This window comes from Clostridium fessum (assembly GCF_027698965.1).
Lineage (GTDB): Bacteria > Bacillota > Clostridia > Lachnospirales > Lachnospiraceae > Otoolea > Otoolea fessa.
This window is the reverse complement of record NZ_JAQEQF010000001.1, coordinates 485,466-511,368: the sequence shown is the minus strand read 5'-3', so window position 1 is coordinate 511,368 and position 25,903 is coordinate 485,466. Positions and strand designations below refer to the sequence as shown.

The following is a 25,903-nucleotide window of genomic DNA, read 5'->3' as shown; positions in this document are numbered from 1 at the left end:
ATAAAGAAAAATCAGAGAAAAAGAAAGAATGAAATCAGGCTGATTTTGTTCTATAAAAATACGCGTATTCTTTTCTATAATATGCAAAATGTGTTAGATCGCTTTTCCACTATTTGAATGGTATACTTATAAGAAAACATACAAAAAAAGAAGTCTTTTTCAGATTATTGATAGGCGCTTACGGATAAGTGAATAATAAATCAGGAGGTTTTCTGTGAATGATAAAAAAGGAGACAAGTTTCATTAATTTGAAACAGGTAAAGATAGACGACCCGTTCTTTTCGCGGGTACAGAATGTGGTAATTCACACGATGCTTCCGTATCAGGAACGGGTGCTTCACGATGAGGTGTCCGGAATCCGAAAGAGCCATGTGATTAAAAACTTCCGCATTGCAGCGGGAGATGAGAAAGGAACGTATTACGGGCGTGTATTTCAGGACAGCGACCTGGCGAAATGGCTGGAGGCGGTGGCGTACTCGCTGACCGTCGAGGCAAATCCAGAGCTGGAGGCGCGTGCCGATGCGATCATCGACCTGATCGGGCGGGCGCAGCAGCCGGACGGCTACCTGGATACCTATTTCATTGCGGCGGAGCCGGAACATAAGTGGCAGAACCTGACGGACTGCCATGAGATGTACTGTGCCGGACATATGACGGAGGCAGGCGTCGCGTACTATCAGGCGACGGGAAAGACGAAGCTTTTAGATATCTGCTGCAAGCTGTGCGATCATATCGATCGGCGGTTCGGACGGGAAGCAGGCAAAGTAACCGGCATTCCGGGACATGAGGAGATCGAGCTGGCACTGATGCGGCTTTATCAGGCAACCGGGGAAGAGAGATACCGGAAGCTGGCGGCATATTTTATCGATGAGCGCGGGCGGGATCCGGAGTTTTTCCATAAAGAAGCGGCGGCTAGAAGCTGGAGTCGCACCGATTACATGGACAAGCAGCCGTCGTCCTACATGCAGAACCACAAGCCGGTGCGTGAGCAGGATACGGTGGAAGGACACGCGGTCCGTTGTATGTATCTTCTGACGGCGGCGGCAAACCTGGCAGCGCAGAATCACGATGAGGCGCTGATGGCAGCCTGCCGGAAGATGTGGGACAACATGGTAGACCGGCGGATGTACATAACGGGTGGAATCGGTTCCACCTATTACGGCGAGGCATTTACCGTGGATTATGATTTGCCGAATGATACCGCTTACGCGGAAACGTGTGCGGCGGTGGGGGTCTGCTTCTTTGCGAAACAGATGCTGGAGGCGGATCCGGACGCGCGGTATGCAGATATTCTGGAGCGGGAGATTTACAACGGAACCATCAGCGGCATGCAGTTAGACGGAACGAAATTCTTTTATATCAATCAGCTTGAAGCCAATCCGGGCATGCCGACCAACGCATACGGCGAGGAAGAGTACACGCCGGAGCGGATCGGCTGGTATGACTGTGCATGCTGCCCTCCGAACCTGGCGCGTCTGATGACTTCACTTGGTTCTTATGTATGGTCTTCAAGTGAAGATACGATCTATTCCCACCTGTTTGTCGGGGGAACGGCTTCCTTTGAAACGGCGGGCGGCGTGAAGATAGCGCTTACATCGAAATATCCGTGGAACGGCTCCGTTACCTACACGGTAGAACCGGAGCAGGCGGGAGCAGAATTTACTTTGGCAGTCCGTTATCCGGGCTGGTGCCATCAGATGCAGGTGAAGGTCAATGGCATACCGGTTTCCGGGGCAGTCAAGACAGACAAGGGCTACTGGATGATCCAGAGAAGCTGGCAGCCTGGTGATACTGTTTCCTGCGAGATGGAGATGGAGCCGGAGCGGGTCTATGCACACCCGATGGTGCGGGCGGATGCCGGATGCGTGGCACTCAGACGCGGACCAATCATCTACACCTTTGAGGGCGTGGACAACGGAGAGGATCTTCAGACACTGCGGATTCCGCGGGAGGCGAAGATTGAAGCGCTTCCGTATCAGGCGGATCTGCTGGAAGGTATCGTGGCGCTGCGCGTGACGGGCTGCCGGAAGAAAGCGGCGGTTAATCTGGCGCTTTATGAAGAAGATGCGGCACCGGAAGAGGTGGTAACCCTGCAGGCAATTCCGTACTATGCATGGTGCAACCGCGGCATGACGCATATGCGTGTGTGGATGCAGGAATAGAGAGATAAAACCGTTTGCCTTATTTTATACTTCGGAGTTGAAAGAATATCCGGGCTATAAGAGAAGGAGAGAGACGTATTATATAAGAAAGAAGGGAGTACGGACATGAAGAAATATATCGGAAAACGTATCATGATTTCTCTTGTCACGCTTCTGATCATCATCCTGGTACTTTTTATGCTGCTGCAGCTGATGCCGGGATCTCCGTTCAACGATGAAAAGCTGACCGCGGATCAGATTGCGATGATGTCGAAGAAATATGGACTGGACAAACCGTTGATCGTACAGTTTTTCACGTATGTGAAGAACCTGCTGCAGGGCGATTTTGGTGTATCGTATGTTATCTCCAAGGATACCTCCATCTCGGTTCTGTTAAAGAACCGTGTGCCGGTCAGCTTTGGAATCGGACTGGAGGCAGTTTCCTTCGGTGCGGTAGTCGGACTGATTTTAGGTATTCTGGCAGCGCTCAAGAAAAATAGCTGGCTTGATACCATCTGTACTGTGATTTCAGTTCTGGGCGTCAGCCTTCCGTCCTATGTTTTTGCATTGGTTATGGCATATTTCATCGGCTACAAGGCACAGTGGCTGCCGCTTCTGTTTGACGGCAAGAGGTTCTTCGCATCGTCGATCATGCCGATGCTGGCGCTGTCGATGTTTACGGTAGCGACGGTGGCTCGATTTACGAGAACCTCCCTTCTGGAGGTGCTGGACAGCGACTACATGCTGCTTGCGGAGAGCAAGGGAATCACGGGACGCCCGCTTCTGGTGCGCCATGCACTTCGAAACGCGCTGATCCCGATCATTACGGTACTGGCGCCGCTGGTTGTCGATCTGATGATTGGTTCCCTGGTTATCGAGAAGATCTTCTCGATTCCGGGCATCGGAAGTTTAATGATTGCAGCGATTCAGTCCAACGATTACAACGTGACGATTTCGCTGGCATTTATCTACAGTGTCATGTACATTGTCCTGATGCTGGTGGTTGACGTCCTGTACGGAATTATCGACCCGAGAATCCGTCTGGCGAAGAAATCGGATTGAGAGGTGATGGCATGAAAAAACGGAGTGACGAAAAGACAGATGAGAAAATGACAGGTGGGGATGCGGCTTCCGTTCGGGAGCATGTGTTATCACCCGAAGAATATTTAAGCCAGATCGAATTCCTGGACGATGATTTTGAATTCCAGCACAAAGACGGCTTTGAACATGTCGATACAAACTTTGCAAGCCAGAGCTACTGGAAAGAGGCAATTGCACGGTTTAAGAAAAATAAGGGCGCAATGTTCAGCTTTGTCTGTATTCTGTTTCTGATTGTGATGGCGCTTGTCGGACCTCACATGAACCAGTTTACCTACGATCAGCAGATTATTACCAACCAGAACATGGCGCCGAGAGTGCCGGGACTGGAAAATATGGGTATCTTAGATGGTTCTGAGACGATCCGTACATCCACCGGAAGTAAAGAAATCAACTATTATGAGAGCAACGATCTGACCGATACCTACTACTGGTTTGGTTCCGATTCGCTGGGACGCGACCTCTGGACCAGAACCTGGAGCGGAACGCGGATCAGCCTGTATGTAGCGGTGCTGGCGGTATTCATCGACCTTGCGTTTGGTCTGACGTATGGACTTGTATCCGGATATTTTGGTGGAAAAGTCGATATGATCATGCAGCGTATCGTCGAGATACTAAACAGTATTCCGTACCTGATCACGGTTACCCTGCTTTTGTTAGTCATGAAACCGGGGCTTATGTCTATCACGTTCGCCCTGATGTTTTCCGGGTGGCTGGGCATGAGCCGAATCGCCCGCGCGGAGGTCTTAAAGCTGAAAGAGCAGGAATATGTGCTTGCTTCCCGGACGCTGGGAGCAAAGAGTTTCCGCATTATTTTCAAAGAGATTTTACCAAATATTTTTGGTCCTCTGATTACACAGACGATGTTTTCGATCCCGCATGCGATCTTTACCGAGGCATTCTTAGCCTTTATTGGCCTGGGTGTGCCGGAGCCGATGGCTTCGCTGGGTTCCCTGATTTCGAGTGGATATCAGAACTTTACAAGCCATCCGTACATGATCGTGTTCCCGTTAATTGTCATGGGACTTCTGATGCTGTGCTTTAACATGCTGGCGGATGGTCTGCGTGATGCATTGGATCCGAAGATGAAGGATATGTAGGAGGAAATGGCATGGAGAAAAAAGAAGAAATTTTACGAGTGCGGAATCTGGACATTTCCTTCGAGACGACAGCCGGAGTGGTCAATGCCGTCCGGGGCGTCAACCTGACGGTAAACCGGGGCGAGACGGTCGCGATCGTCGGGGAGTCCGGTTCCGGTAAGTCGGTTTCCGCGAAGGCGATCATGGGAATTCTGGCAAAGAACGGAACGATCGACCGCGGACAGATCACATTTTCCTATTACCGGAACCCGCAGGAGCGGGTCACCAGAGAAATTCTGCAGATGAAAAAAGAGGAAATCCGCCGCCATATCAACGGAAAACGGATCGCGATGGTCTTCCAGGATCCGATGACATCCTTAAACCCGCTGATGCCGGTTGGAAAACAGATCATGGAAGGCATGATCTGGCATTACCATACACCGAAGGAAGAGGCATATGAGAAGGCGCTGGAGCTGATGAAGCTGGTCGGCATCACCGACGCGGAGAAGCGAATCAAAAACTATCCGCACCAGCTCTCCGGTGGTATGCGCCAGAGAATCGTCATCGCGATCGCACTGGCGTGCGATCCGGAGCTTTTAATCTGCGATGAGCCGACGACGGCGCTGGATGTTACGATTCAGTCGAAGATTCTGGAACTGATTCAGGAAATTCAGAAAAAACGGCAGCTGTCGGTTATCTATATCACGCACGATCTGGGCGTCGTTGCGAAGGTTGCCGACTATGTCAACGTCATGTATGCAGGCAAGATCGTCGAGAGCGGCACGGTCGAGGATGTATTCTACGATCCGCGCCACCCGTACACATGGGGACTTCTCTCCGCGATGCCAGATCTGGGAACGGACGACGAACGTCTTTACACAATCCCGGGCAGCCCGCCAAACCTGCTTCACAAGGTAACGGGCGATGCGTTTGCACCGCGGAATAAATATGCGTTAAACATTGACAGTCGTCTGGAGCCGCCGATGTTCAAGATATCGGAGACGCACAGCGCCGCGACATGGCTGCTGCATCCGAAGGCGCCGAAGGTCGATATGCCGCCGGAGCTTCGGGATCGAATTGAGAGAATGAAGAAAGAGGGGGGAATCGCATGAGTACAGTGACAGAGACAAGCAAAAAGCCCCTTCTGGAAGTAAAAGGACTCAAGCAATACTTTCCGGTCAGCCGGAAATTTACCGTAAAAGCGGTTGAGGATGTCAGTTTTTATATCAATCCGGGCGAGACCTATGGTCTTGTGGGGGAATCCGGATCGGGAAAGACGACGATCGGGCGGGCGCTGATCCGCCTTTACGATCCGACCGCAGGACAAATTACCTTTGACGGGATGGATATTTCCGGAAAAATGAGCCGCCAGACAGAGGCGAGACTCAGAAGTGATATGCAGATGATTTTTCAGGATCCGATGGCATGTTTAAATCCGCGCCAGAAAGTAGCGGATATCATTGCACAGGGGCTGGATATCCATCACCGGTACCATTCCCAGAAAGAACGGACCGAGATGGTGGCAGACATCCTCCACAAGGTAGGTCTGGCGCCGGAACATGCAAACCGGTACCCGCATCAGTTTTCCGGTGGTCAGCGGCAGCGTGTCGGCATCGCCCGGGCGCTTGTCATGAACCCGAAGCTGATCATTGCCGATGAGTGTATCTCGGCGCTCGATATGTCCATTCAGGCGCAGGTTGTCAACCTGATGAAGGACATCCAGGACGAGACGGGGCTTGCATACCTCTTCATCGCCCACGACCTCTCGATGGTTAAATATATTTCCGACCGCATCGGCGTTCTTCATCTGGGCTACCTTCTGGAGACGGGCACGACGGAGGAGATCTTCTCCCATCCGGTACATCCGTACACCCGAAGCCTGATTTCGGCGATCCCGAACCCGAACCCGGTGGTAGAGCGCAGCCGGATTGCACTGCACTATGATTATAAGACGAGCGGTCTGGATTACGGCGCAGGTACGATGCATCAGATTGAGGGCACACATTTTGTGCGCGGAACCGATGCAGATTTGGAAAAATGGGTGTAGATTTAAAAGAAAGCCGATGCATTCCGGCACAAAATCAACCATAATAAATGTGATAAAATGACCTGTTTAGCGGGTGATTTTATAGATGAGCCGAACCAGCAGACAACTGAGGATAGACAGCCGGGACCAGGAAATGCAGCATGAAACGGGAATGGTTTGGTTTTATTAAAAAAACAAAAAAGGAGGAAGTATTATGAAGCTAAGAAAAGTAATGGCGTGGACGCTGGCTTCTGCCATGTTTGCTGGACTTTTGGCAGGCTGCGGCGGCTCGACCCAGACAACAGAGACAGCAGCGGCTGAATCTGGAAGCGAAGAGGGCGGCAGCTCGGCTGAGGGCGGCAAGGTGCTTCGCTATCAGGCAAGCACTCTGGTAGACTCCCTGGATCCGGCACTTTCCAACGACTACACATCCAGTGGTGTTATCTCCCAGTTTATGATGGGTCTGATGACCAAGGATGAGTCAGGTGCTCCGGTTTATGGCGTGGCGGAGAGTGAGGAGAAGTCCGAGGATGGTCTGACCCTGACCTTCAAGATCCGTGACGACGCAAAATGGTCCAACGGCGATCCGGTAACGGCAAACGATTTCGTTTACGCATGGAGACGAGTAGCCGATCCGGCAACTGCAAGTGATTACCAGTTCTTTATCACAACTGCCTGCATCGCAAATGCAGAAGAGGTAACAACAGGTGAAAAACCGGTTGAGGAACTGGGTGTAGAGGCAGCGGACGATAAGACATTAGTCGTAACTTTAAGCTCTCCGTGTGCTATCTTTGATTACCTGATGGCATCCGGCGCATGCTTCCTGCCTTTAAATCAGAAATTTGTAGAGAGCTGCGGCGGTAACTTTGCAACTTCCGCAGATACCCTGTTAGCAGATGGTCCGTTCAAGGTATCTTCCTATGAGCCGTCTGCCATGAAGGTAGAATTAGTAAAGAATGATCAGTTCTTCGGCGCATCCGATGTGAAACTCGACGGCGTTGAGTTCTCGATCATTACCGACAGCCAGACAGCAGCCCTTTCTTTTGAGAATGGCGATCTGGACGTTGTAACCTTAAGCGGTAACCTGGTAGAGCAGTATGAGGATGATCCGAGATTCTCCACCAGAAGTGACGGTTACAACTGGTATCTGACCCCGAACATGAAGAAAGAGGGGCTTGACAATGTAAATATCCGTAAGGCACTGGCAAAATCGTATGACAAAGAAGCGATCACAACCCGTGTTCTGAAGGATGGTTCCACACCGATGGATTACTTCGTACCGCAGGGCCTTGCAACCAATGAAAAGGGCGAAGATTTCCGTGAGGCAGCAGGCAGCGCATATGACAGCTGGACCTACGATGTAGAGGCAGCAAAAGAGCTGTGGAAGACAGGCCTTGGCGAGCTTGGCAAAGATTCCTTATCCTTCACTTTAATGTGTGAAGATACTGATTCTGCACAGGCTGTTGCACAGTTCTTACAGAGCGAGTGGCAGAACAACCTGCCGGGTCTGACCATCGAACTTCAGGTACTTCCGAAGAAAGCCCGTCTGGAATACATGCAGAAAGGTGAATATGATATCGGTCTTACCCGCTGGGGTCCGGACTACGCAGATCCGATGACTGATCTGGATATGTGGATAACCGGCAGCTCCACCAACTACTCCCAGTTCTCCGATGCAGACTACGATGCAACCATCCAGTCCGCAAAGAAGGGCGATCTGGCACTCGACCAGGATGCTCGTTGGGAAGCTTTAGTTGGCTGTGAGAAGACGCTGGCAGATCAGTGTGTTCTGTTCCCGATTTACGGACAGTCTGTAGCCGTTATGACCAATCCGGATGTAAGCGGTATCCAGTACTACTCCGTAGGGCTTCCTTATCTGTTCATCAATGTAGATAAAAAGTAATAAATAAAAACAGATGGATCAAAATCTGAAATGATTTTAGATTCAAAGCGGACCGCAGGGCAAGAAAATGTACCCTGCGGTTCGCTTTTTTCTGTCATAGAAGTATTTAAAGGGATGATTTACACGAATCGGAAATGATGATACAATCATAGAAATGGGTAGTGTGATGCTGCCAAGGTAGAGATTATATCGATGGATGTGTGTGGTCCATTGTGAAATATGAGAATAAAAATGGATGTTAGGAGCATGAGGATTTACAGCTTAAAATGGGTTAGAGCATAAGGGAGGAAAAATGGCAGGGAAAAAACGAAACAGCAGCTTTGAAATACTGACAGCCATGCAGGAATTAAACACCCCGGCGGGAGCGCTCCAGCTGGCGCAGATCCTGCATCTTCCGTCCGCCAGCATCGGGCGGGAGCTTCTGGATTTGGAGAAAGCAGGGCTGCTTGTCAAGGTGCAGAATAAGGGGCGGATCCTGACGCCGCAGGGCGAACGCTTTCTGGAAGAAGAACGGTCACGCCGGGAGAAGATGAAGGCGGCGAATGAGCTTATCGAGGCGGCGTCGATGGAGACAGAAAGCGGGCTGGAGGATATTCTTTTAGTGCGGAAACTCCTGGAGGGATATGCGGCGGAGGCGTGTGCAGAGCGGATTGATCCGAAGGAATTGCAGAAATTAAAAGATCTGCAGGCAGACTATCTCTATGCAATCCGCCATGGAAGGGCGGGAAGCGAGGAGGATCTGGCGTTCCATCTGAAGATCGCGCATCTCTCAGGCAGTCCGTCTATCCTGCGGATGTTAAAGCTCATCCTGACCGATCAGGACGCGTATGCGCGCTTCAACCAGGCGGCAGTCCGCTCTGATGAAGTCCGGGAAAATGAACACGAAAGCCTTCTGGCAGCGATCGAAGCCAGAGACGGGGCGCTGGCGCGCCGGGAGATGGAGCGGCATCTGGAGCATGTAGGGGAGAACCTGCAGGCGTATTTTGCGGGGAGAAAGTAGGATTTGTACGGATTATAAATAAGAAAAAATTTATGCAAATCACATTTTCGATGCGGAATTTGTATGTGCATGAATTCTGTTCTTAAATATGCTTGCGTTATCTGAAATAAAAAATAATGGTTTGCAGAATAAAATTTAAAACAGAAAAAGAAAATGAAAAAAAGATACTTAAAAATGTGAGGATTTATAGCGGATAAATAACAGATATTCATGTTTGATTATGAATCAAAAAGATATAAATTTCATATAAGTGAAATTAAAGTGAACAAAATTCACGTTTAAACAAATGAAAATGAAAAATTATAAAAGTGTGTGGATCGTTATTTTTAAAAAAAATACTCGATCAAATAGTAGAAAGAAAGAATACAAATCTTCAAATAATACAATATTTGAACGGAAGTTATGCTGAAATCTTGTAAGTAAACAGATATTACAAGGGTAAAATAGCATGTTGAAAATCCCGTATTGAGGTAAAATAAGGGGCGAACAAGTGTCCTGTCGATGTAAAAAATTTCAAAATTATGAAAAATGAGATTGACTTTCGATGAAAAGCAGAGTACCATAGAGGTATCAAAACCAAAATAGAAACAATCTGTTTTTCGAGCCGAAATTGCTAAGCGGGAAACCGTATGCAGTCAGGCCAATGGGTACATCTGGAAATGGAAGTGCCTTCCGCATTTGAAAAGAAAGAGAGATTCGCTTTACATCGATGGATACGGGAAGCTGTCAGGCTTCTTGTATAGATAGGGTATATATGTGCTGGCAGATAGGTATAGGTATAGGTATAGATATAGGTGTATCCATATCTATAGGTGCAGATGTATATACAAACTCGGATACGTTAAGCGGTACTGTCTTTTCAGAGGCGGTGCCGCTTTTCTTTTTGTGTTTCTAAGAACAGGAGGTGCGGATGGAGCCGGATATTAAAAAACTGAACCAGCTGCTTTTATCGGGAAGCTGCTGCAGTCAGGCACTTGTATCACTGGGACTTACCCTTAAGGGCGAGGAGAACCCGAGCCTTCTGAAGGCATCTGCAGCACTCTGTCTGGGAGTCAGAAGCGGGCTGACCTGCGGAGCTCTGACCGGTGCGGCGATGATGATGGCGCTCTTTGAGCCGGAAGCGGCATACAGCGAGATGATACCGGAACTGGCAGACTGGTTTCAGGAAAACTATGGTGAAATCTATGGAGGAAGTGATTGTCATTCGATTTTAGGAGATAACATAGCCAACAAGGCACTTCGGTGTCCCCAGGTGGTAGAGAATACCTACCGCAAGGCCAGAGAACTTCTGGAGGACTATGGCGTGGATCTGGCGGATCTGGCAGAGATGCTGGAAAACGCGGATGACTAAGGAATCGTAAGTATTGGGTATGATGCGGAAGGATAGTCGGAAGCATCAGGGCTCTATTTATTTTAAAGAAGGAGGACGAAACAGCATGAAATTAAGAAAAATGATGTTGAACATCAACGGTGTTGATCGTATGTTTATGTGCGATCCGGAAAACGATAAACTGTCAGATGTTCTGCGCCGGATCGGTCTGACCGGTGTTAAGGTTGGATGTGGAACCGGTGTCTGCGGTTCATGTTCCATCATTCTGAACGGACAGGTAATCCGTTCCTGTACCAAGAAAATCAGCCAGGTAGAAGAGTATTCCAAGATTACCACCATCGAGGGTATCGGTACTCCGCAGCATCTGCATCCGTTACAGGTTGCATGGATGAACTGCGGTGCTGTACAGTGTGGTTTCTGTGTACCAGGCTTCATCGTTTCCGCATATGCTCTGTTAGAGCAGAACCCGGATCCGACCCGTGAAGAGGTTCGTGACTGGTTCCAGAAGACAAGAAACGTATGCCGTTGTACCGGATACAAACAGATTGTAGATGCAGTTATGGCTGCAGCTAAGGTTATGCGTGGCGAGTGCAGCATCGAGGATATCAAGTTCCACAATCCGGAAGATGGCAACTACTACGGAAAACCGGTTGTTCGTCAGGATGCACTTGGTAAGGTTTGTGGTCTGACCGACTACGGCGATGATCAGGCTCTTAAGATGCCGCAGGGCGTTTTATATGCAGCTATCGTTCAGCCGAAGGTTACCCATCATGCAAAGATTCTGGCTATCCATACTGAGGAAGCTGAGAAGATGCCGGGCGTTGTTAAGGTTATCACAGCAAAAGACCTCATCGCAGCAGGCGGAACTAACATCATGGCTGAGGGTCAGTTCCATGAGAGAAGTACTGTTATGACACCATCCCGTAAAGTTCTTCAGGATGAGAAGATCTATCGTTACGGTGATGTTATCGCTATGGTAGTAGCTCATACACATCGTCAGGCTCGTGCAGCAGCCGCTAAGGTTACGATGGAATACGAGCAGCTGCCAGAGTATCTGACATATCTGGATGCAGTTATGCCGGATGCTATCCGTATCCATGAGGATACTCCGAACATCTTCTGCGAGCAGCCGGTATTAAAGGGAGCAGGTCTGGAAGATGCAGAAGAGGTAAGAGACTTAATCGACAAAGCACCGCATGTAGTAGAAGGAAGCTTCTCCTCCTCCCGTGAGCCGCATCTTTCCATCGAGGGTTGTGTACTTCAGTCTTACTGGGGCGATGATGGCCTGCTGACCATTCAGTGTAAATCCCAGTGTGTATACTCCTCGATCGGACGTCTGGGTAACTGCCTTGGTGTACCGAAGGATAAATACCGTATCATCATGAACCCGACCGGCGCAAGCTTTGGATGGTCTACCAACGCAGGCGATATCGCACTGTGTGCAGCTTGTACCGTAGTTACCGGCGAGCCGGTATCCCTGTCCATGTCCTATGAAGAGCATCAGCACTTCAGCGGCAAACGCTGCCCGGCATACTCCAATGGCCGTCTGGCATGTGATAATGAAGGTAAGATCCTGGCTGCTGAATTTGATATCGGTATGGACCACGGCGCTTACTCCTGGGGCGGTGACGACGTTATGACCAAACCGGCACGTTTCACCTTCTTCCCGTACAATGTACCGAACGTAGCAGGTCTGGTTCGTGTAGCGAACGTTAACCATGCATTTGGTACTGCTTACAGAAGCTACGGTTCTCCGCAGGCATATACACTCAGCGAGCCGCTGATGGATATGATGGCAGAAGAACTGGGCATGGATCCGTTCGAGTTCCGTTATAAGAATATCTGCCGTGAAGGCGATAAGAATATCAACAGCTATGTATATCCGCAGTATCCGATGGAGAAGATCATGGATACCATGCGTCCAATCTATGAGAAGGCGGTGGCTGATGCGAAAGCAGCTGACACACCGGAGAAGAGAAGAGGCGTTGGTATCGCATGGGGCGGCTTCAACGTTACTGAGGGCGGCGGCGACAGCGCTGAGGTTGCTCTTGAGCTTATGCCGGGCAACAAGATCCGCAAATACGACACATGGCATGCAATGGGCCAGGGTGCTACAACCGGTTCTCTGGTAGTAACACTGGAAGCTCTGAAAGAAATGCATCTGACACCAGAAGATATCCAGCTGATTCAGAATGATACCAAGACCTGTCCGGATACCGGTATGGCTGGTGCCAGCCGTTCCCTGTACATGGATGGTAATGCAACCATCATCGCAGCGAACAAGCTTCTGGCAGCTATGAGAAAAGAAGATGGTACACTTCGTACCTATGATGAGATGAAGGCAGAAGGCATCGAGACCAAGTATCTCGGCCGTTACGAGACCAACACAACTCCGGGTCTGTGCCGTCTGGATCCGAATACCGGTATCGGCGACCCGACTCCGGCATTCACATACTGCCTGAACCTGGCAGAGGTTGAGGTTGATACTAAGACCGGTAAGACTACCGTTCTGAAATTCACCTGTGTTGACTTCGTTGGACGTATCGGTAATATCGATGCTGTTAACGGTCAGGCATACAGCGGTATCATGCATGGTATCGGCTTCGCCCTGAAAGAGGACTACGCAGACGTTAAGAAACATGCGAACATGTTTGGCGCTGGCACTTCCTACATCAAGGATGTTCCGGATGATATCAACCTGATTCATATCGATGGCGCTATCTCTGATGGTCCGTTCGGTTCTTCAGGTGCTTCTGAGGCATTCCAGGCATCTGGCCACTGTGCAGTTCTGAATGGTATCTACAATGCCTGCGGCGTACGTATCCATGAGATCCCGGCACTTCCGGAGAAGGTAAAAGCTGGTCTGGATGCAATCGCAAAGGGCGAGAAACCGTACGAGCCGAAGAAATACTTCCTTGGTTCCGATATGTATGAGGAACTGGAGAACATCAAAGAGAATCCGGTACAGGTAGGAACCCAGAGCTTCTACGTATCCCTGGATGATCCGACAGCTGAGCGTCCGTTCTAATCCGATTAGGAAGAGGAATGCGTGGCTGCACATAAAGCGGGCAGCTGCGGCAAGGTGTATCGCGTGATTGTAAATAAGAATTAAATAAAAGCTGCTGCGAACCTGCAGAATCTATGTTTAGAGAGGTAGGTTTTGCAGCGGCTTTTTTGTAATTATGGTATATAATAAAAAGTATTAAAAGTTGGCTCTTAGAATTTTTACTTATCGATGGAGGACGGGATAAATGATTCTGGGAGAGGATAAATGGTTACTGTTCACGGGTAGGCACTTTTGGAACCGAAAGTGCCGTAAGAAAACGTGGTGGCAGCAGGAATTTGCCGTATTTAAATGCGAAGCCACGGCAAATTCCGTTACTGGGCACGTATGCGTGAACAGTAACGATAAATGCAGGAGAAAAGAAGGGAGGTCCGCCCTGTGAGCTATTTGGAAGATTTTGAGAAGACGCTGGCGGAGAAATGCCATCAGAACGAGCCGCCGTTCTGCCAGGCAGCCTGTCCGTTCCGGCTGGATATCAAGGGGCTGGAAGAAAAGTGGAAAAAGGGACGTTTCAACGCGGCGTACCGGACCTATCAGAATACGGTGGGATTTCCGGATATTGTGTCGAAGTTGTGCAGCCATCCGTGCGAGAAGGCATGTCTGCGTGCAAAGCTGGACGGGGGGATCGCGATCGGGCTTTTAGAGCGGGCGACGGTCGAGTACGCGAAGCGGAAGGCACCGAATGCGTATAACCTGCCGTCGAAAGGAAAAAAGATCGCGATCGTCGGAGGCGGTCTTTCGGGGCTTGGCTGTGCACTGCGTCTCTGCAATAAAAAGTACGAGGTAACGGTTTATGAGCGGGAAATGGTTCTGGGCGGTCAGGCGAGAAACCAGATGGATCCGGCGGAATTTGATGCGGAGATCGAGGCACAGTTCCAGTTTGAGGAATTTTCACGCCATCTCGGTGAAACGGTAACGGATCTGGAGGCACTCCGGGCGGACTATGATGCCGTGTATGTGGCAACTGGGGCAGATAGCGCGGACTTTGGTCTGGAAATGGACCCGGACGGCGCATTTGCAACCCGGACACCGGGCGTTTTCATTGGAGGTTCCCTGACAGGCGGCGACAGCATGAAGGCGCTGGCAGATGGGCTGGCGGTTTCGCTTGCCATCGAACGGTATCTGAAAACGGGCGGCATGAATGAGCCATTTCGAAAGGAAGGGACACTTTTAAATCTTCAAATGAATGGGATCGAGCGTGCCGATCGGGTGGTTCCGGCAAACGGGGAATCGTATACGGAGGAAGAGGCGATGCAGGAGATCACGCGCTGCCAGAAGTGTTCGTGTGATGCCTGTATGCGTGCCTGTGATCTGATGCGCCTGCATGAGAAAACACCGCGCCGTTTGTATGAAGAGGTTTACATAACAATCCATCCCGGTACGTTATCGCGCGATGGTACGTGGGCGACCAGACTGATCAGCACCTGCGACCACTGCGGGCTTTGCAAGGAAGTATGTCCGCAGCATATCGATTTCAGCCAGTTTCTGCTTGACAGTATGCGGGCAATGCAAAAAAAAGGCGCGATGCCGTGGCCATTTCACGATTTCTGGCTGCGCGACATGGCATATGCCTCCGGAAAAGCGGGGCTTACGCGGAAACCGGAGAATGTTAAGAAGAGTTCCTATGCATTCTTTCCGGGATGCCAGCTCGCCGGTTCGGATCCGCGCTATGTGACGCGGACGTATGAGTGGCTGCGTTCCAAAAAGCCGGATGCGGCGATCTGGATGACCTGCTGCGGTGCGCCTGCCGAATGGGCAGGCGAAGTGGACATCCACGCGGCACATCTGGAGGAAATGTGGCGGCAGTGGAGAGAGCTTGGCGAACCGACAGTGGTTTTAGCATGCCCGAACTGCCGGAAGATGTTTGAAGAATACCTGCCGGAGCTTCCGGTTGTCTTTCTGGCGGAAGTGATGGAAGAGTGGGGCATGGAGAAAGATGCTGCTTTGGAACCGGACAATGCTGAAAAGGGTGAAATGGAAGCGGGAAGTACCCAGCAGGCCCAGTCCTATGCCTTGTTTGATCCCTGCGCCAGCCGCTATTACCCGGAATTGCAGGAGAGTGTACGCCATCTGGCGGATGCGGCGGGGATTACGTGGGAAAATCTGCCGTATGACGGGAAAAAGGCGCGTTGCTGCGGATACGGCGGACATATCGGGATTGCTTCTCCGAGTCACACAAGCTATATGACAACTTCCCGTGCAAAAGAGGAGGAACTGCCGTATGTGACCTACTGCGTCAACTGCCGGGAGTCCTTTGCCGGACAGGGCAAGGAGGCGGTACATATCCTCGATCTGCTGTTTGGGTTAAATGGTGCGGGACGTCCGGCAGCGACAGTGACAGAGCGCTGGCACAACCGCCTGGCGGCGAAACGGGAACTGCTTAAGACATATTGGAATGAGACGATCGAAGAGGAAACACACATGAAATTAGAAGTTGAGAAGAAACTGGAACGCAAATTGTCAGCGGGTCAGATTTTGCTCGAAGATATGGAACAGGTCATTGAACACTGTGAGCGGGAAGACCGCGGTATCATCGACCCGGAGACGGGACATCGAATCGGGCATCTGAAGATCCAGCATATGACCTACTGGGCAGAGTACGAGGTGCTGCCGGACGGCGGTTATAAGCTCTGGAATGGCTACAGCCACCGCATGAATCTGGAAGGAGAGTGATGAGTATGCCGACGATTGATGGAGGCGGAAGAGATCAGCGGATCAAAGAGGCATTGGAAAAAAAAGTCATCTGCCGCCGGTGTCAGGTGGAAATGGTGCCGAAATCCACATTTTTTGACTATCTGGGGCACAATTTCCACACCGAGATCCTGTGCTGTCCGAAGTGCGGCGAGGTATATCTGCCGGAAGCGCTGGTAAAAGGACGTATGGCGGATGTGGAGAGAGAGCTGGAAGATAAATAGAGGATATATAGAAGATATATAGATTAAGGGGATGCAGGAAGATGATAATGGATTCGCAGGATAGAGGCGTCCTGCCGGAAGAAATGCGCCATACATACAGTGTTTGTCCGGTCTGTTTAAAACGCATTCCGGCAAAGCGGGAAGAGCGGGACGGGCAGATATATCTGGTAAAAACCTGCCCAGATCACGGGACATTTTCCAGTGTAATCTGGAGAAATAAGCGTAAGTTTGCCGACTGGCGCGGGGAACGTCCGGCGGTGGGAGAAAATGAAAATCTAAATTGCCCGGCGGGCTGCGGTCTGTGTGCGGAGCACAGACGCGCCACCTGCTGTACCTTGCTGGAGATCACAGCGCGGTGCAATATGAACTGTACCTTCTGTTTTGCGGAGCCGGACGGGGCAAAGGATCCGTCCTTAGACACGGTAAAACGCTGGATCGACGATCTGACGGATCCGGGAAAGACACTTTTGCAGCTTTCCGGCGGGGAACCGACAGTGCGGGACGATCTGCCGGAGATCGTGGCGTATGCGAAGCAGGCTGGCTGTAAATATGTGCAGTTAAACAGCAACGGTCTGCGCCTGGCGGAGGACGAGGCATTTGTAAAGCGTCTGGCGGATGCGGGACTTTCGTTTGTATTTATGCAGTTTGACGGTGTGGACGATGCCGTATATGAAAAACTGCGCCGCCGTCCGATGCTGGAAGTGAAAAAACGGGCGATCGAGCAGTGCGGTCGGTATGGAATCGGCGTGACGCTTGTTCCGGTCATTGTTCCGGGCGTCAATACGGAGCAGATCGGGGACATCATCCGGTTTGCCATTCAGCGGTCGCCGTATGTGCGGGGCGTGCATTTCCAGCCGGTCAGCTATTTTGGGCGTATCCCGGAGCTTCCGGCGAATGATGACCGCTATACGCTGGATGAACTTTTGGAGGCGGTTGTCAGCCAGAGCGGGGGGCTTATCAAAGAGGAACAGATCGCGCCATCTTGCTGCGATCACCCGATGTGTGGGTTCCACGGGGATTTTATCGTGATGCCTGGGGATAAATTGATGCCGCTGACAAATTATAGTGGAAAAACCGAGACAGAACCGGAGGGCGAAGGCTGCTGCTGCGGTCCGGATCCGGCGGAGAAGAACCGTGAATTTGTCGGACGCCGCTGGGAACGGCGCGATTTGGAAGAGACGTGCTGCTGTGGAGAAAGCCAGCCGGAACCAGAAAGCTGCTGCTGTGGCGGAACTCAACCGGAACCAGAAAGCTGCTGCTGTGGCGGAACCCAGCCAGAATCAGGAAACGGCTGCTGTGGCGGAACCCAGCCAGAATCAGGAAACGGCTGCTGTGGCGGAACCCAGCCAGAACCAGAAAGCTGCTGCTGTGGCGGAAATCAGCCAGAACCAGGAAACTGCTGCTGTGGCGGAAATCAGCCCGAATCAGAATCCTGCTGCTGTGAAGAAGAGCCGGTTGACATAACAAATATGGAGGATTTCTTAAAGCGTGCCAAAAGCCACGGCTTCACGATCACATCCATGGCGTTTCAGGATGCCGGTAATCTCGATATCGAGCGCCTGCGCCAGTGCAGCCTGCATGTGTATAAAGACGGGAAGAAGATTCCGTTCTGTGCATACTACTTGTCTCCGATGGAAAGAGGCAGATAATAGAAGCGCAGAAAGGAGAGGTGAAAAAAATGGATACAAATGAGTGCAGTCTCTGCCGTCCCGGTGGATTTGCGCTGACGAGGCAGATATTCCAGTTTGCGGGAATTGAGATACCGGAGGCGGGAGCGGCAGATACGGAGTCTATAGATCCTGCAGTGCCGTTTCGCGTCATCGACATCGGCTGCGGAGCTGGCGGCACGATGCGCTGGCTTTCTGAGCATTGCCCAGGCTGGCAGATTTCCGGCTTGGATAAGAATCCGGATGTGCATGAACCTGGCTGGATAGAGACTGGATGTGCGGAGAAACTGCCATATCCAGATCAGACGGCAGATATCATTCTGATGGAATGCAGTTGTTCCAAGGCTGCGGAACCGGCGGCGGTGCTCCGGGAGGTGTACCGGGTGTTAAAACCGGAAGGATGGCTTTTGATGAGCGATATGTATGCCCGGAAGAAAGAGCTTTTCTTAGACGGGATGCTGGGACGGCTGGAGTCTGCTAAAACAATCCGTGACCGGCTGGCGGAGGCGGGATTTGTGCTTGCAAAGATGCAGGACGCGTCGGGAACATTGGCGGAGTGGATCGGGCAGCAGATCTTCGATGGAAATCTGGAATCCGTCTGCGCGGCGCTGGGGGCGGAACGGAAGATTTTAAAAGAAGCGGGCTGCGGTTATTTTATTGCAGCGGCGCAGCCGTCCGGGTTATGGCGGACACTTTCGTATGTAAAGGAGAAAAGTCCATTTTATCAGAAGAAATTTACATCCGTCTGGGGACAGCTTGGGGAAATGGCAGGTTCCGATGTACGGCTCGCGCCGGATTCGTTTTCATGGGCGGATTTCCGGACACTTCCCCTCACAACCCCGGAGGAACTGAAAGCGGAGCCGGAAACATTTTTATGTGTTCCAGCCAAGGAGATCGCGCGGATCATCACGCTGAAAACCTCCGGCAGTACAGGGGCACCGAAGCGCCTGTTTTTTACCGAAGACGATCTGATGCAGACGGCGGATTTCTTTGAAACAGGGATGCAGTACATGGTAAAGCCGGGCGATCGGGTCACGGTTTATATGGAAGGACCGGGATTTTTTTCGATTGGAGGACTTTTAAAAGAAGGATTGGGGCGCATCCAGGTGGAGACGAAGGTTCACGGGCTGATTCACGATATGGAAGCGGCAGCGCGGGACGGCGAGGGGGCAGACTGCCTGATCGGTGTTCCAAGCCAGATGTATGCGCTGGCAGCCCATGCGCCGGGACTTCGCCCGAAAACAGTGCTTTTAAGTGCTGATTATGTGCCGGTCAGCGTGCAGCGTTTTTTGGAAAAAACATGGAGCTGCCGGGTCTTTACGCACTGGGGTATGACGGAAACTGGTTACGGCGGCGGTGTGCAGTGCGGGGCGCGCGGGGGTTACCATCTGCGGGATCGGGATCTTTTGATTGAGATTCTGGATCCGGATACGGGACAGCCGGTGCCGGAAGGGCAATACGGCGAGCTGGTTCTGACAACGCTTCGGCGGCGGGGAATGCCGCTTGTGCGCTATCGGACCGGCGATCTGGGGCGGATGATTGCAGAACCGTGTGCCTGCGGATGTTTAAAGCCAAGACTTGATAAGGTTGAGGGACGGCTGGATGACAGCGTCCGGCTGTCCGGCGGCAAGGTGCTTTCCATGCACATATTAGATGAGCTTTTATTTGCCCTGGATGAGGTGGAAGATTTTCAGGCATCTTACAATGCGGCGCAGAAGCATCTGACGGTGGCTGTTATGAAGAAAGCGGGTTATGCAGATGCGGTAGGAAGCAGAGTGAAAAATGTCAAAGCAGCATTAACGGAATACTTTGGGAACTGCCTGACCGTTTCTGTGATAGAAAAAGAAATTTCTCCCTATATCGGTTCGGGAAAAAGGCGGCTAATCATCGAAGAAAAATAAAAACAGGCAAAAATTGAATGGAAAAATTCAATATCATGAAAAACTTGACGATGAGTTTTGATTGCAGTATCATAAAGTTAAAAATAATCGAGAAATTCTGAAAAAAATCAGCAAATTTTGATAAGAAGCTGATAAGAACAAGGAGAAAAAAATGAACATAGCAATTGCATCAGAGACAGAGGAGATCGACGGACTGGTGCCGGCGACTTTTAAGGAGAGTCCGTTTTTGATGATTATTGACGCGGACAAGAACCAGATTTTCCATGTCTATGGAAAACAGGATCCGGACAATCTGGTATTTGCGAAGAAGGTGGTAGAACATGACTGTGAGGCAGTCATCTGCGGACCGATCGAGAAAGAACCGTTTGAGATACTGGTAAAGGCGGGCGTGACCCGTTATCTGGGAAGCGGGCATACGGTTCAGAAGGCATATAGCTATATGAACCGTTATAAACTGGAGCTGATCCGCGACTACATCGGCGGACCGGGACCATTTGGACACAGCCATGATTTCAGCTGCGAGTGTGGGGAAGAAGAGGAACACGAGCACTAGGAAAGGACAGAATGCGGACGATTTATTTGATCCGGCATGGGAAGCCGGAATTTCCAGATGAACGGAAATATTGCATCGGGCGGACGGATCTGCCGCTTTCAGAGGAAGGGCGGACACAGATTCGGGCGCTGGGGGAGACATTTGCGGGACGCAGAATTGAAAAGATTTATACCAGCCCGTTAAAGCGCTGCCGGGAGTCAGCCGCGATCCTGCAGGAAGTGATTGACAGAAGTATTCCGATTGAGGTCGTAGATGGTCTGGCGGAGATTGACATGGGGGAATGGGATGGTCATTCCTTCGATGAAATCCGGGAACAGTTTCCAGCGGAGTATGTGGCACGAGGGGCAGATATGTACGATTTCCGACCGCCGCAGGGAGAGAGTTTTGCAGATTGTGCAGGGCGCGCCAGGACAACCTGGAATGAACTCCGGATGAAGAGCCGGGGCGATATTCTGGTAATCGGACACGCGGGTTGGTTTCGGACACTGATCAGTGGCTGGGAGAAGCGGAAAAAGACAGAACTTCTGCAGATTCCCTTTGGCTACGGACAGGTGTATGAAAGAAAGGATTATGTATTTGACGCCTTGATCTCGGCGGCGGGGCGATCCTCGCGGATGGGGGATTTCAAACCACTCATGAAGCTCGGCGCCCAGACGGTCCTGGAACGTGAGATACAGACGCTGCGGGCGTGCGGCGTACATGAAATCACGATCATTACCGGACGCCGGGCGGAAGATATACGCGCGGCGGCTGCGGGACCGGGAATCCATTTCATCCACAATCCGGCGTATGCGGAGACGAAAATGTTTGATTCCGTCTGCCTGGGGCTTTCCTATTATAAGGAAAAGCGGAAAACGGCAGGAAAAGAGACGCTGGATGGCATTTTCTTTTTCCCGGTGGATGTGCCACTGTTTACGCCATTTACGCTGGAATATGAAAAATACCGGTTTGCGGAAGGCGATGGGGATGTCTATCTCCCGGAGTATGAGAAAACACCGGGGCATCCGCTTCTGATCCGTGCAGATGTGATCGAAAAACTGCTGCAGCATGACGGGACGATGGGACTTAAAGGCGCCTGTGAACAGCCGGGAATCCGCCGGATTTTCCTGGATGTGCCGGATCCAGGCTGCGCGTTTGATGCGGATACGCAGGAAGAGTTTCAGAAATTGCGTGACTGGGAGAGAAAACGTCCTGTCCCGGACAAAGAGGAGTGCGAGCGTCTGCTTGCATGGTTCCACACGCCGGAGGCGGCGGTGCGCCATAGCCGGGTGGTTGCGGAGCTGGCCGTGGAATTGGCAGATAGAGTTCTAAAGTATAGGGCGGAAAGGTGTGTGGAGATGACATACAAAAGCCCGCCAATCGATAAATATAAAATCTACGCGGCGGCGCTTCTTCACGACATCGCTAAAGCATACCCCGAACATCCGGAGACAGGGGCGGGATGGCTGCGGCTTCTGGGACATACCGGGATCGCGGATATCGTTGCGGATCATATGGATCTGCCGGAAGAAAAGCTGGGATATCTGAATGAAAGCCTGATCGTGTATCTGGCGGACAAGCAGGTACAGGGAGAACGGCGTGTAACGATCGAAGAACGGTTTGCGGCAAAACGGGAGAAATTTAAGCATAACCCGGAGGCGCTGGAGGGCGTGGAACGGCGGTATCAGCTGGCAAAGCGTGCGGAGGCATTACTGTAAAAAGGAAAAGAGGAAAATCATATGAAATTAATGAAAACAACCGAGGCAGTCGGACAGGTACTCTGCCATGACATGACGCAGATTATTCCGGACGTGACGAAGGACGCCGTATTCCGTAAGGGACATATCGTGCGCGAGGAGGACATCCCGGTGCTGCTTTCCATCGGAAAAGATCATATTTATGTCTGGGAAAAGGACGATACAAAATATCATGAGGACGAGGCGGCGGACATTCTGCGCGGCATCTGCCAGAATGAGTATATGCGTGCAACCGATCCGAAGGAAGGCAAGATTGAGCTGATTGCGGAGACGGACGGTCTGTTTCAGGTTGATGAAGAACGCCTCTTAAAGGTCAACAGCCTGCCGGAGATGATGATCGCGACCCGCCGGACGAATTTTCCGGTAAAAAAGGGTGATAAGTTAGCCGGAACCCGTGTGATCCCGCTGGTAATTGAAAAAGAAAAAATGGAGGAGGCGAAAAAGGCAGCGGGTTCAGAGCCGCTGTTAAAGCTGATTCCGTATAAAAATAAGAAAGCGGGCATTGTGACGACCGGAAATGAAGTATTTTATGGACGGATTGAGGATAAATTTGGCCCGGTCATCCGGGACAAGCTTCAGGAATTTGGTGTGGAAGTTCTGGGACAGAAGATTATAGGGGACAATCCGGATAAAATCACGGAGGCAATCCGGGAATGGCTGGATCAGGGTGCCGATTTTGTTGTCTGTACCGGTGGCATGAGCGTCGATCCGGATGATACGACACCGAGCGCGATCAAGCAGACCGGGGCGGAGGTTGTCTCCTACGGCGCGCCGGTACTTCCGGGAGCGATGTTCTTGCTGGCATATACGAAGGACGGAAAGCCGATCATGGGACTTCCGGGCTGCGTGATGTATGCGAAGAGGACCATCTTTGATCTGGTGCTGCCGCGTGTGATGGCAGATGTGCCAGTGACAAAAGCGGATCTGGCGAAAATGGGCGCAGGTGGTCTGTGCTTAAATTGTCCAACCTGTATTTTCCCGAACTGCGGTTTTGGTAAATAATCGAGCCAGAGAGAGGCGATGAGGCAGCAACCGCGATGGCACAACTGCGAAATGAGAAATGGATGGCTCATGCAGTATAAAAGAGAGGAAGTGCGTGATATGAATCTGTATGGGGAGATTCTGAAAAAACTGGAAGGGACGCCGTGTCTGGCGCTCGAGAGAAGCTTTGTGGGAGAAGAGGGAAATCTAGCAGATATGCGCTGTGAACTGAAAGAAGGCGCAGAGGCGTCGGAGATTGGAAAAGAAGCCCTGACACAGGGGCAGCCGGTCTGTGGGCGCGCCGGAAGCAGTTGGAATGTGGCGGAACCATTTTTCCCGAAAGAGCGCCTGATTATTCTCGGAGGCGGCCATGTGGCTCTTCCGGTGGCAGAATTTGGCGCGCGCGTCGGATTCCTGGTAACTGTGGTGGACGACCGCCTTTCCTTCGCGAATCCGGGACGATTCCCGATGGCAGAGAAGGTGATCTGTGATGACTTTGGGCATGCGATCAAAGAACTCAAGATTCAGGAGAGCGACTATATCTGTATCGTTACGCGCGGACACCGCCACGATGCGGACTGCCTGCGGATGATTGGAAAAGGAAAAGAACCGGCGTATCTCGGCATGATTGGTTCGAGACGCCGCGTCGGTATCGTGAAACAGGAGCTTCTGGAAGAAGGTTACGATCCAGAGCGAATGAGCCGTTTAAAGAGCCCGATCGGTTTAAAGATCGGCGGTGTGACACCGGAGGAGATCGCGATCTCGATTCTGGCGGAGATCATACAGGTAAAGCGCATGGATCGGGAAGACAAACGTGTGAAAAACCGTTCCGATCTGGATTTTGATGTGCTGAAACGCCTGGCAGAGGAGCCGGATGAGTCGAAAGCAGTGGTCACGGTGATTGAATCAAAGGGATCCTCCCCGCGCGGGGCAGGCGCGAAGATGATTGTCTACCGGGACGGACGGATTCTCGGCAGCATCGGCGGCGGCTGCAGCGAGGCGGCCGTGCTGGGCGAGGCACGTTCTCTGATCGGAAGCAGCAGGTACAAAGTAGTTCATGTAGATCTGACCGGCGAGGCAGCGGAAGATGAAGGAATGGTCTGCGGCGGCATTATGGATGTGCTGGTGGAAGACTTTGCCACGGATCGGGAACCGTGTGACCGGTAAGGAAACCGAAGCACCGGCGTATTTGGATAAAAAATTTCAAATAAATGAAAAATAAAAAGATAAAAATAAAATACATGAAAAATCATCATAACAATTTCACGAAAATAGACGGAAGGGCTTGGAAAGAAAAACTGGAAAATTCATAAGAATAAAGGGAAAATGCAGAAAAAAGCCGCGTTATTTTTTGATGCACATAACGACGACGAGCATTAAATAAGAATTATTGTAAAGATTGACAAAAAAAGTGCCACGTGCTACTATTTGATTAGCAAATATCATTATAATTTTTCAAAAATAACGGAAGGGTAAAAACCACATTGCTATGGCGTAAGGAATCGAAACGAGGAGGATGCCGGAAACATGTGCGTGAAATGAGGGAGGAACCAAGATATGAGAAAAACGTGGGCACTTGTAATAGCAGCAGCGATGGCGGCAGCATCCCTGACCGCATGTTCATCCAGCAAACCGGCTGAGACAGCAGCACCGGAAACGGAGGCAGTTGAGACAGAAGAGACCGAAGCAGAAGCAGAGGCAACCGGCGACCAGCAGGAGATTCTGGTAGCGGCAGCAGCCAGCCTTCAGTACGTTATGGAAGACAAGATTCAGCCGGCATTTGAGAAAGAGAATCCGGACATCAAGCTGAGCTTTACCTTTGACAGTTCAGGAAAGCTGCAGACCCAGATTGAAGAGGGCGCAGATGCAGACGTATTCTTCTCCGCAGCGATGAAGCAGATGAACGCGCTGGAGGACGAGGGACTGGTTGATGCAGATTCTGTCGTAGAGCTTCTGGAAAATAAGATCGCCCTGATCGTTCCGAAGGATTCCACACTGGGAATTACCGGTTTTGAGGATATTACAAAGGCAGAGAAGATTGCACTCGGCGATCCAGAGAGTGTTCCGGTTGGACAGTACTCCAAGGAAGCCTTTGAGAACCTGGGTATGTGGGATGATGTAGAGGCTAAGACAAGCTTTGGTACCAACGTAACCGAGGTTTTAAGCTGGGTAGCAGCCGGAAGCGCTGATGCAGGTATCGTGTACCTGACCGATGCAACCACCAGCGACCAGTTTGACCAGGTAAAGGTTATCGGATATGCACCGGAAGGAAGCGTATCGAAGGTTATCTATCCGGTTGGCGTTGTAAGCGCAAGCACAAAGAAAGATGCAGCACAGAAGTTTGTAGATTATCTGGGAACTGATGATGCGCTCTCCTTCTTTGCGGAGTATGGCTTCACAGCAAATAAATAAGCCGGGAGCGATGGCTGTCTGGGATATGCAGCCGACTGTGTGAACAGAAAACAGGACGGCGAAGGACAGACAGTGAACAACGTAGGGAATAAAATCC

At 51.1% G+C, this 25,903-nt stretch carries 18 protein-coding genes and 1 riboswitch; all 18 genes read left to right on the top strand.

What is annotated here, in order from left to right; all coding sequences use genetic code 11:
- Positions 1-218: 218 nt before the first annotated feature.
- The gene (locus PG862_RS02390; RefSeq protein ID WP_270706361.1) at positions 219-2,162 is read left to right on the top strand and encodes a glycoside hydrolase family 127 protein; all 1,944 of its coding nucleotides are present in this window, start codon (positions 219-221) and stop codon (positions 2,160-2,162) included.
- 105 nt (positions 2,163-2,267) lie between these two features.
- Positions 2,268-3,203: an ABC transporter permease gene (locus PG862_RS02385; protein WP_118524694.1), complete on the top strand. Its 936-nt coding sequence runs from the start codon at positions 2,268-2,270 to the stop codon at positions 3,201-3,203.
- Positions 3,204-3,214: 11 nt separating this feature from the next.
- Entirely contained in the window at positions 3,215-4,339 is a 1,125-nt protein-coding gene (gene opp3C / locus PG862_RS02380; RefSeq protein ID WP_227589457.1) for an oligopeptide ABC transporter permease, read from the top strand.
- An 11-nt stretch (positions 4,340-4,350) separates the two neighbouring features.
- Positions 4,351-5,430: an ABC transporter ATP-binding protein gene (locus PG862_RS02375; protein ID WP_270706358.1), complete on the top strand. Its 1,080-nt coding sequence runs from the start codon at positions 4,351-4,353 to the stop codon at positions 5,428-5,430.
- A gap of 5 nt (positions 5,431-5,435) precedes the next feature.
- A complete protein-coding gene (locus PG862_RS02370) occupies positions 5,436-6,365 on the top strand; it encodes an ABC transporter ATP-binding protein (RefSeq protein ID WP_408639988.1) in 930 nt (309 codons plus the stop codon).
- Between the two features lie 193 nt (positions 6,366-6,558).
- The gene (locus PG862_RS02365; protein ID WP_227589458.1) at positions 6,559-8,247 is read left to right on the top strand and encodes a peptide ABC transporter substrate-binding protein; all 1,689 of its coding nucleotides are present in this window, start codon (positions 6,559-6,561) and stop codon (positions 8,245-8,247) included.
- 292 nt (positions 8,248-8,539) lie between these two features.
- Positions 8,540-9,247 carry an FCD domain-containing protein gene (locus tag PG862_RS02360; protein WP_118672474.1) on the top strand — a complete coding sequence of 236 codons (708 nt, stop codon included), beginning with the start codon at positions 8,540-8,542 and terminating at the stop codon, positions 9,245-9,247.
- A gap of 585 nt (positions 9,248-9,832) precedes the next feature.
- A riboswitch (molybdenum cofactor riboswitch) is annotated at positions 9,833-9,952 on the top strand.
- A 205-nt stretch (positions 9,953-10,157) separates the two neighbouring features.
- Positions 10,158-10,598: a DVU_1555 family C-GCAxxG-C-C protein gene (locus PG862_RS02355; RefSeq protein WP_270706355.1), complete on the top strand. Its 441-nt coding sequence runs from the start codon at positions 10,158-10,160 to the stop codon at positions 10,596-10,598.
- Positions 10,599-10,683: 85 nt separating this feature from the next.
- A complete protein-coding gene (locus tag PG862_RS02350; RefSeq protein ID WP_022359117.1) occupies positions 10,684-13,605 on the top strand; it encodes a molybdopterin-dependent oxidoreductase in 2,922 nt (973 codons plus the stop codon).
- A 414-nt stretch (positions 13,606-14,019) separates the two neighbouring features.
- Positions 14,020-16,314 (top strand): pyridine nucleotide-disulfide oxidoreductase/dicluster-binding protein, encoded by a 2,295-nt coding sequence (locus PG862_RS02345; protein ID WP_270706354.1) that lies wholly within the window; start codon positions 14,020-14,022, stop codon positions 16,312-16,314.
- Positions 16,315-16,319: 5 nt separating this feature from the next.
- Positions 16,320-16,556, top strand: a complete 237-nt coding sequence (locus tag PG862_RS02340; protein ID WP_022360474.1) for a DVU_1557 family redox protein — start codon at positions 16,320-16,322, stop codon at positions 16,554-16,556.
- Between the two features lie 47 nt (positions 16,557-16,603).
- A complete protein-coding gene (trsS, locus tag PG862_RS02335; RefSeq protein ID WP_270706353.1) occupies positions 16,604-18,205 on the top strand; it encodes a radical SAM (seleno)protein TrsS in 1,602 nt (533 codons plus the stop codon).
- Positions 18,206-18,234: 29 nt separating this feature from the next.
- Positions 18,235-20,124 (top strand): DVU_1553 family AMP-dependent CoA ligase, encoded by a 1,890-nt coding sequence (locus PG862_RS02330; protein WP_270706352.1) that lies wholly within the window; start codon positions 18,235-18,237, stop codon positions 20,122-20,124.
- A 151-nt stretch (positions 20,125-20,275) separates the two neighbouring features.
- Positions 20,276-20,677: a NifB/NifX family molybdenum-iron cluster-binding protein gene (locus PG862_RS02325; RefSeq protein ID WP_022360477.1), complete on the top strand. Its 402-nt coding sequence runs from the start codon at positions 20,276-20,278 to the stop codon at positions 20,675-20,677.
- An 11-nt stretch (positions 20,678-20,688) separates the two neighbouring features.
- Positions 20,689-22,374: a DVU_1551 family NTP transferase gene (locus PG862_RS02320; RefSeq protein WP_118628374.1), complete on the top strand. Its 1,686-nt coding sequence runs from the start codon at positions 20,689-20,691 to the stop codon at positions 22,372-22,374.
- A 21-nt stretch (positions 22,375-22,395) separates the two neighbouring features.
- Positions 22,396-23,415 carry a molybdopterin-binding protein gene (locus tag PG862_RS02315; RefSeq protein ID WP_107000901.1) on the top strand — a complete coding sequence of 340 codons (1,020 nt, stop codon included), beginning with the start codon at positions 22,396-22,398 and terminating at the stop codon, positions 23,413-23,415.
- 69 nt (positions 23,416-23,484) lie between these two features.
- Positions 23,485-24,561 (top strand): XdhC family protein, encoded by a 1,077-nt coding sequence (locus tag PG862_RS02310; RefSeq protein WP_181357204.1) that lies wholly within the window; start codon positions 23,485-23,487, stop codon positions 24,559-24,561.
- Between the two features lie 390 nt (positions 24,562-24,951).
- Positions 24,952-25,806: a molybdate ABC transporter substrate-binding protein gene (gene modA / locus PG862_RS02305; RefSeq protein WP_117796578.1), complete on the top strand. Its 855-nt coding sequence runs from the start codon at positions 24,952-24,954 to the stop codon at positions 25,804-25,806.
- Positions 25,807-25,903 lie beyond the last annotated feature (97 nt).

Excerpts from the sequence above, each read along its gene's own strand:
- PG862_RS02315 (WP_107000901.1), top strand. The coding sequence starts at position 22,396 with ATGAAATTAATGAAAACAACCGAGGCAGTCGGACAGGTACTCTGCCAT.
- PG862_RS02340 (WP_022360474.1), top strand. The coding sequence starts at position 16,320 with ATGCCGACGATTGATGGAGGCGGAAGAGATCAGCGGATCAAAGAGGCA.
- PG862_RS02350 (WP_022359117.1), top strand. The coding sequence starts at position 10,684 with ATGAAATTAAGAAAAATGATGTTGAACATCAACGGTGTTGATCGTATG.
- PG862_RS02355 (WP_270706355.1), top strand. The coding sequence starts at position 10,158 with ATGGAGCCGGATATTAAAAAACTGAACCAGCTGCTTTTATCGGGAAGC.
- PG862_RS02310 (WP_181357204.1), top strand. The coding sequence starts at position 23,485 with ATGCAGTATAAAAGAGAGGAAGTGCGTGATATGAATCTGTATGGGGAG.
- PG862_RS02375 (WP_270706358.1), top strand. The coding sequence starts at position 4,351 with ATGGAGAAAAAAGAAGAAATTTTACGAGTGCGGAATCTGGACATTTCC.
- PG862_RS02365 (WP_227589458.1), top strand. The coding sequence starts at position 6,559 with ATGAAGCTAAGAAAAGTAATGGCGTGGACGCTGGCTTCTGCCATGTTT.
- PG862_RS02325 (WP_022360477.1), top strand. The coding sequence starts at position 20,276 with ATGAACATAGCAATTGCATCAGAGACAGAGGAGATCGACGGACTGGTG.
- PG862_RS02385 (WP_118524694.1), top strand. The coding sequence starts at position 2,268 with ATGAAGAAATATATCGGAAAACGTATCATGATTTCTCTTGTCACGCTT.
- PG862_RS02330 (WP_270706352.1), top strand. The coding sequence starts at position 18,235 with ATGGATACAAATGAGTGCAGTCTCTGCCGTCCCGGTGGATTTGCGCTG.
- modA (WP_117796578.1), top strand. The coding sequence starts at position 24,952 with ATGAGAAAAACGTGGGCACTTGTAATAGCAGCAGCGATGGCGGCAGCA.
- PG862_RS02360 (WP_118672474.1), top strand. The coding sequence starts at position 8,540 with ATGGCAGGGAAAAAACGAAACAGCAGCTTTGAAATACTGACAGCCATG.
- opp3C (WP_227589457.1), top strand. The coding sequence starts at position 3,215 with ATGAAAAAACGGAGTGACGAAAAGACAGATGAGAAAATGACAGGTGGG.
- PG862_RS02390 (WP_270706361.1), top strand. The coding sequence starts at position 219 with ATGATAAAAAAGGAGACAAGTTTCATTAATTTGAAACAGGTAAAGATA.
- trsS (WP_270706353.1), top strand. The coding sequence starts at position 16,604 with ATGGATTCGCAGGATAGAGGCGTCCTGCCGGAAGAAATGCGCCATACA.
- PG862_RS02320 (WP_118628374.1), top strand. The coding sequence starts at position 20,689 with ATGCGGACGATTTATTTGATCCGGCATGGGAAGCCGGAATTTCCAGAT.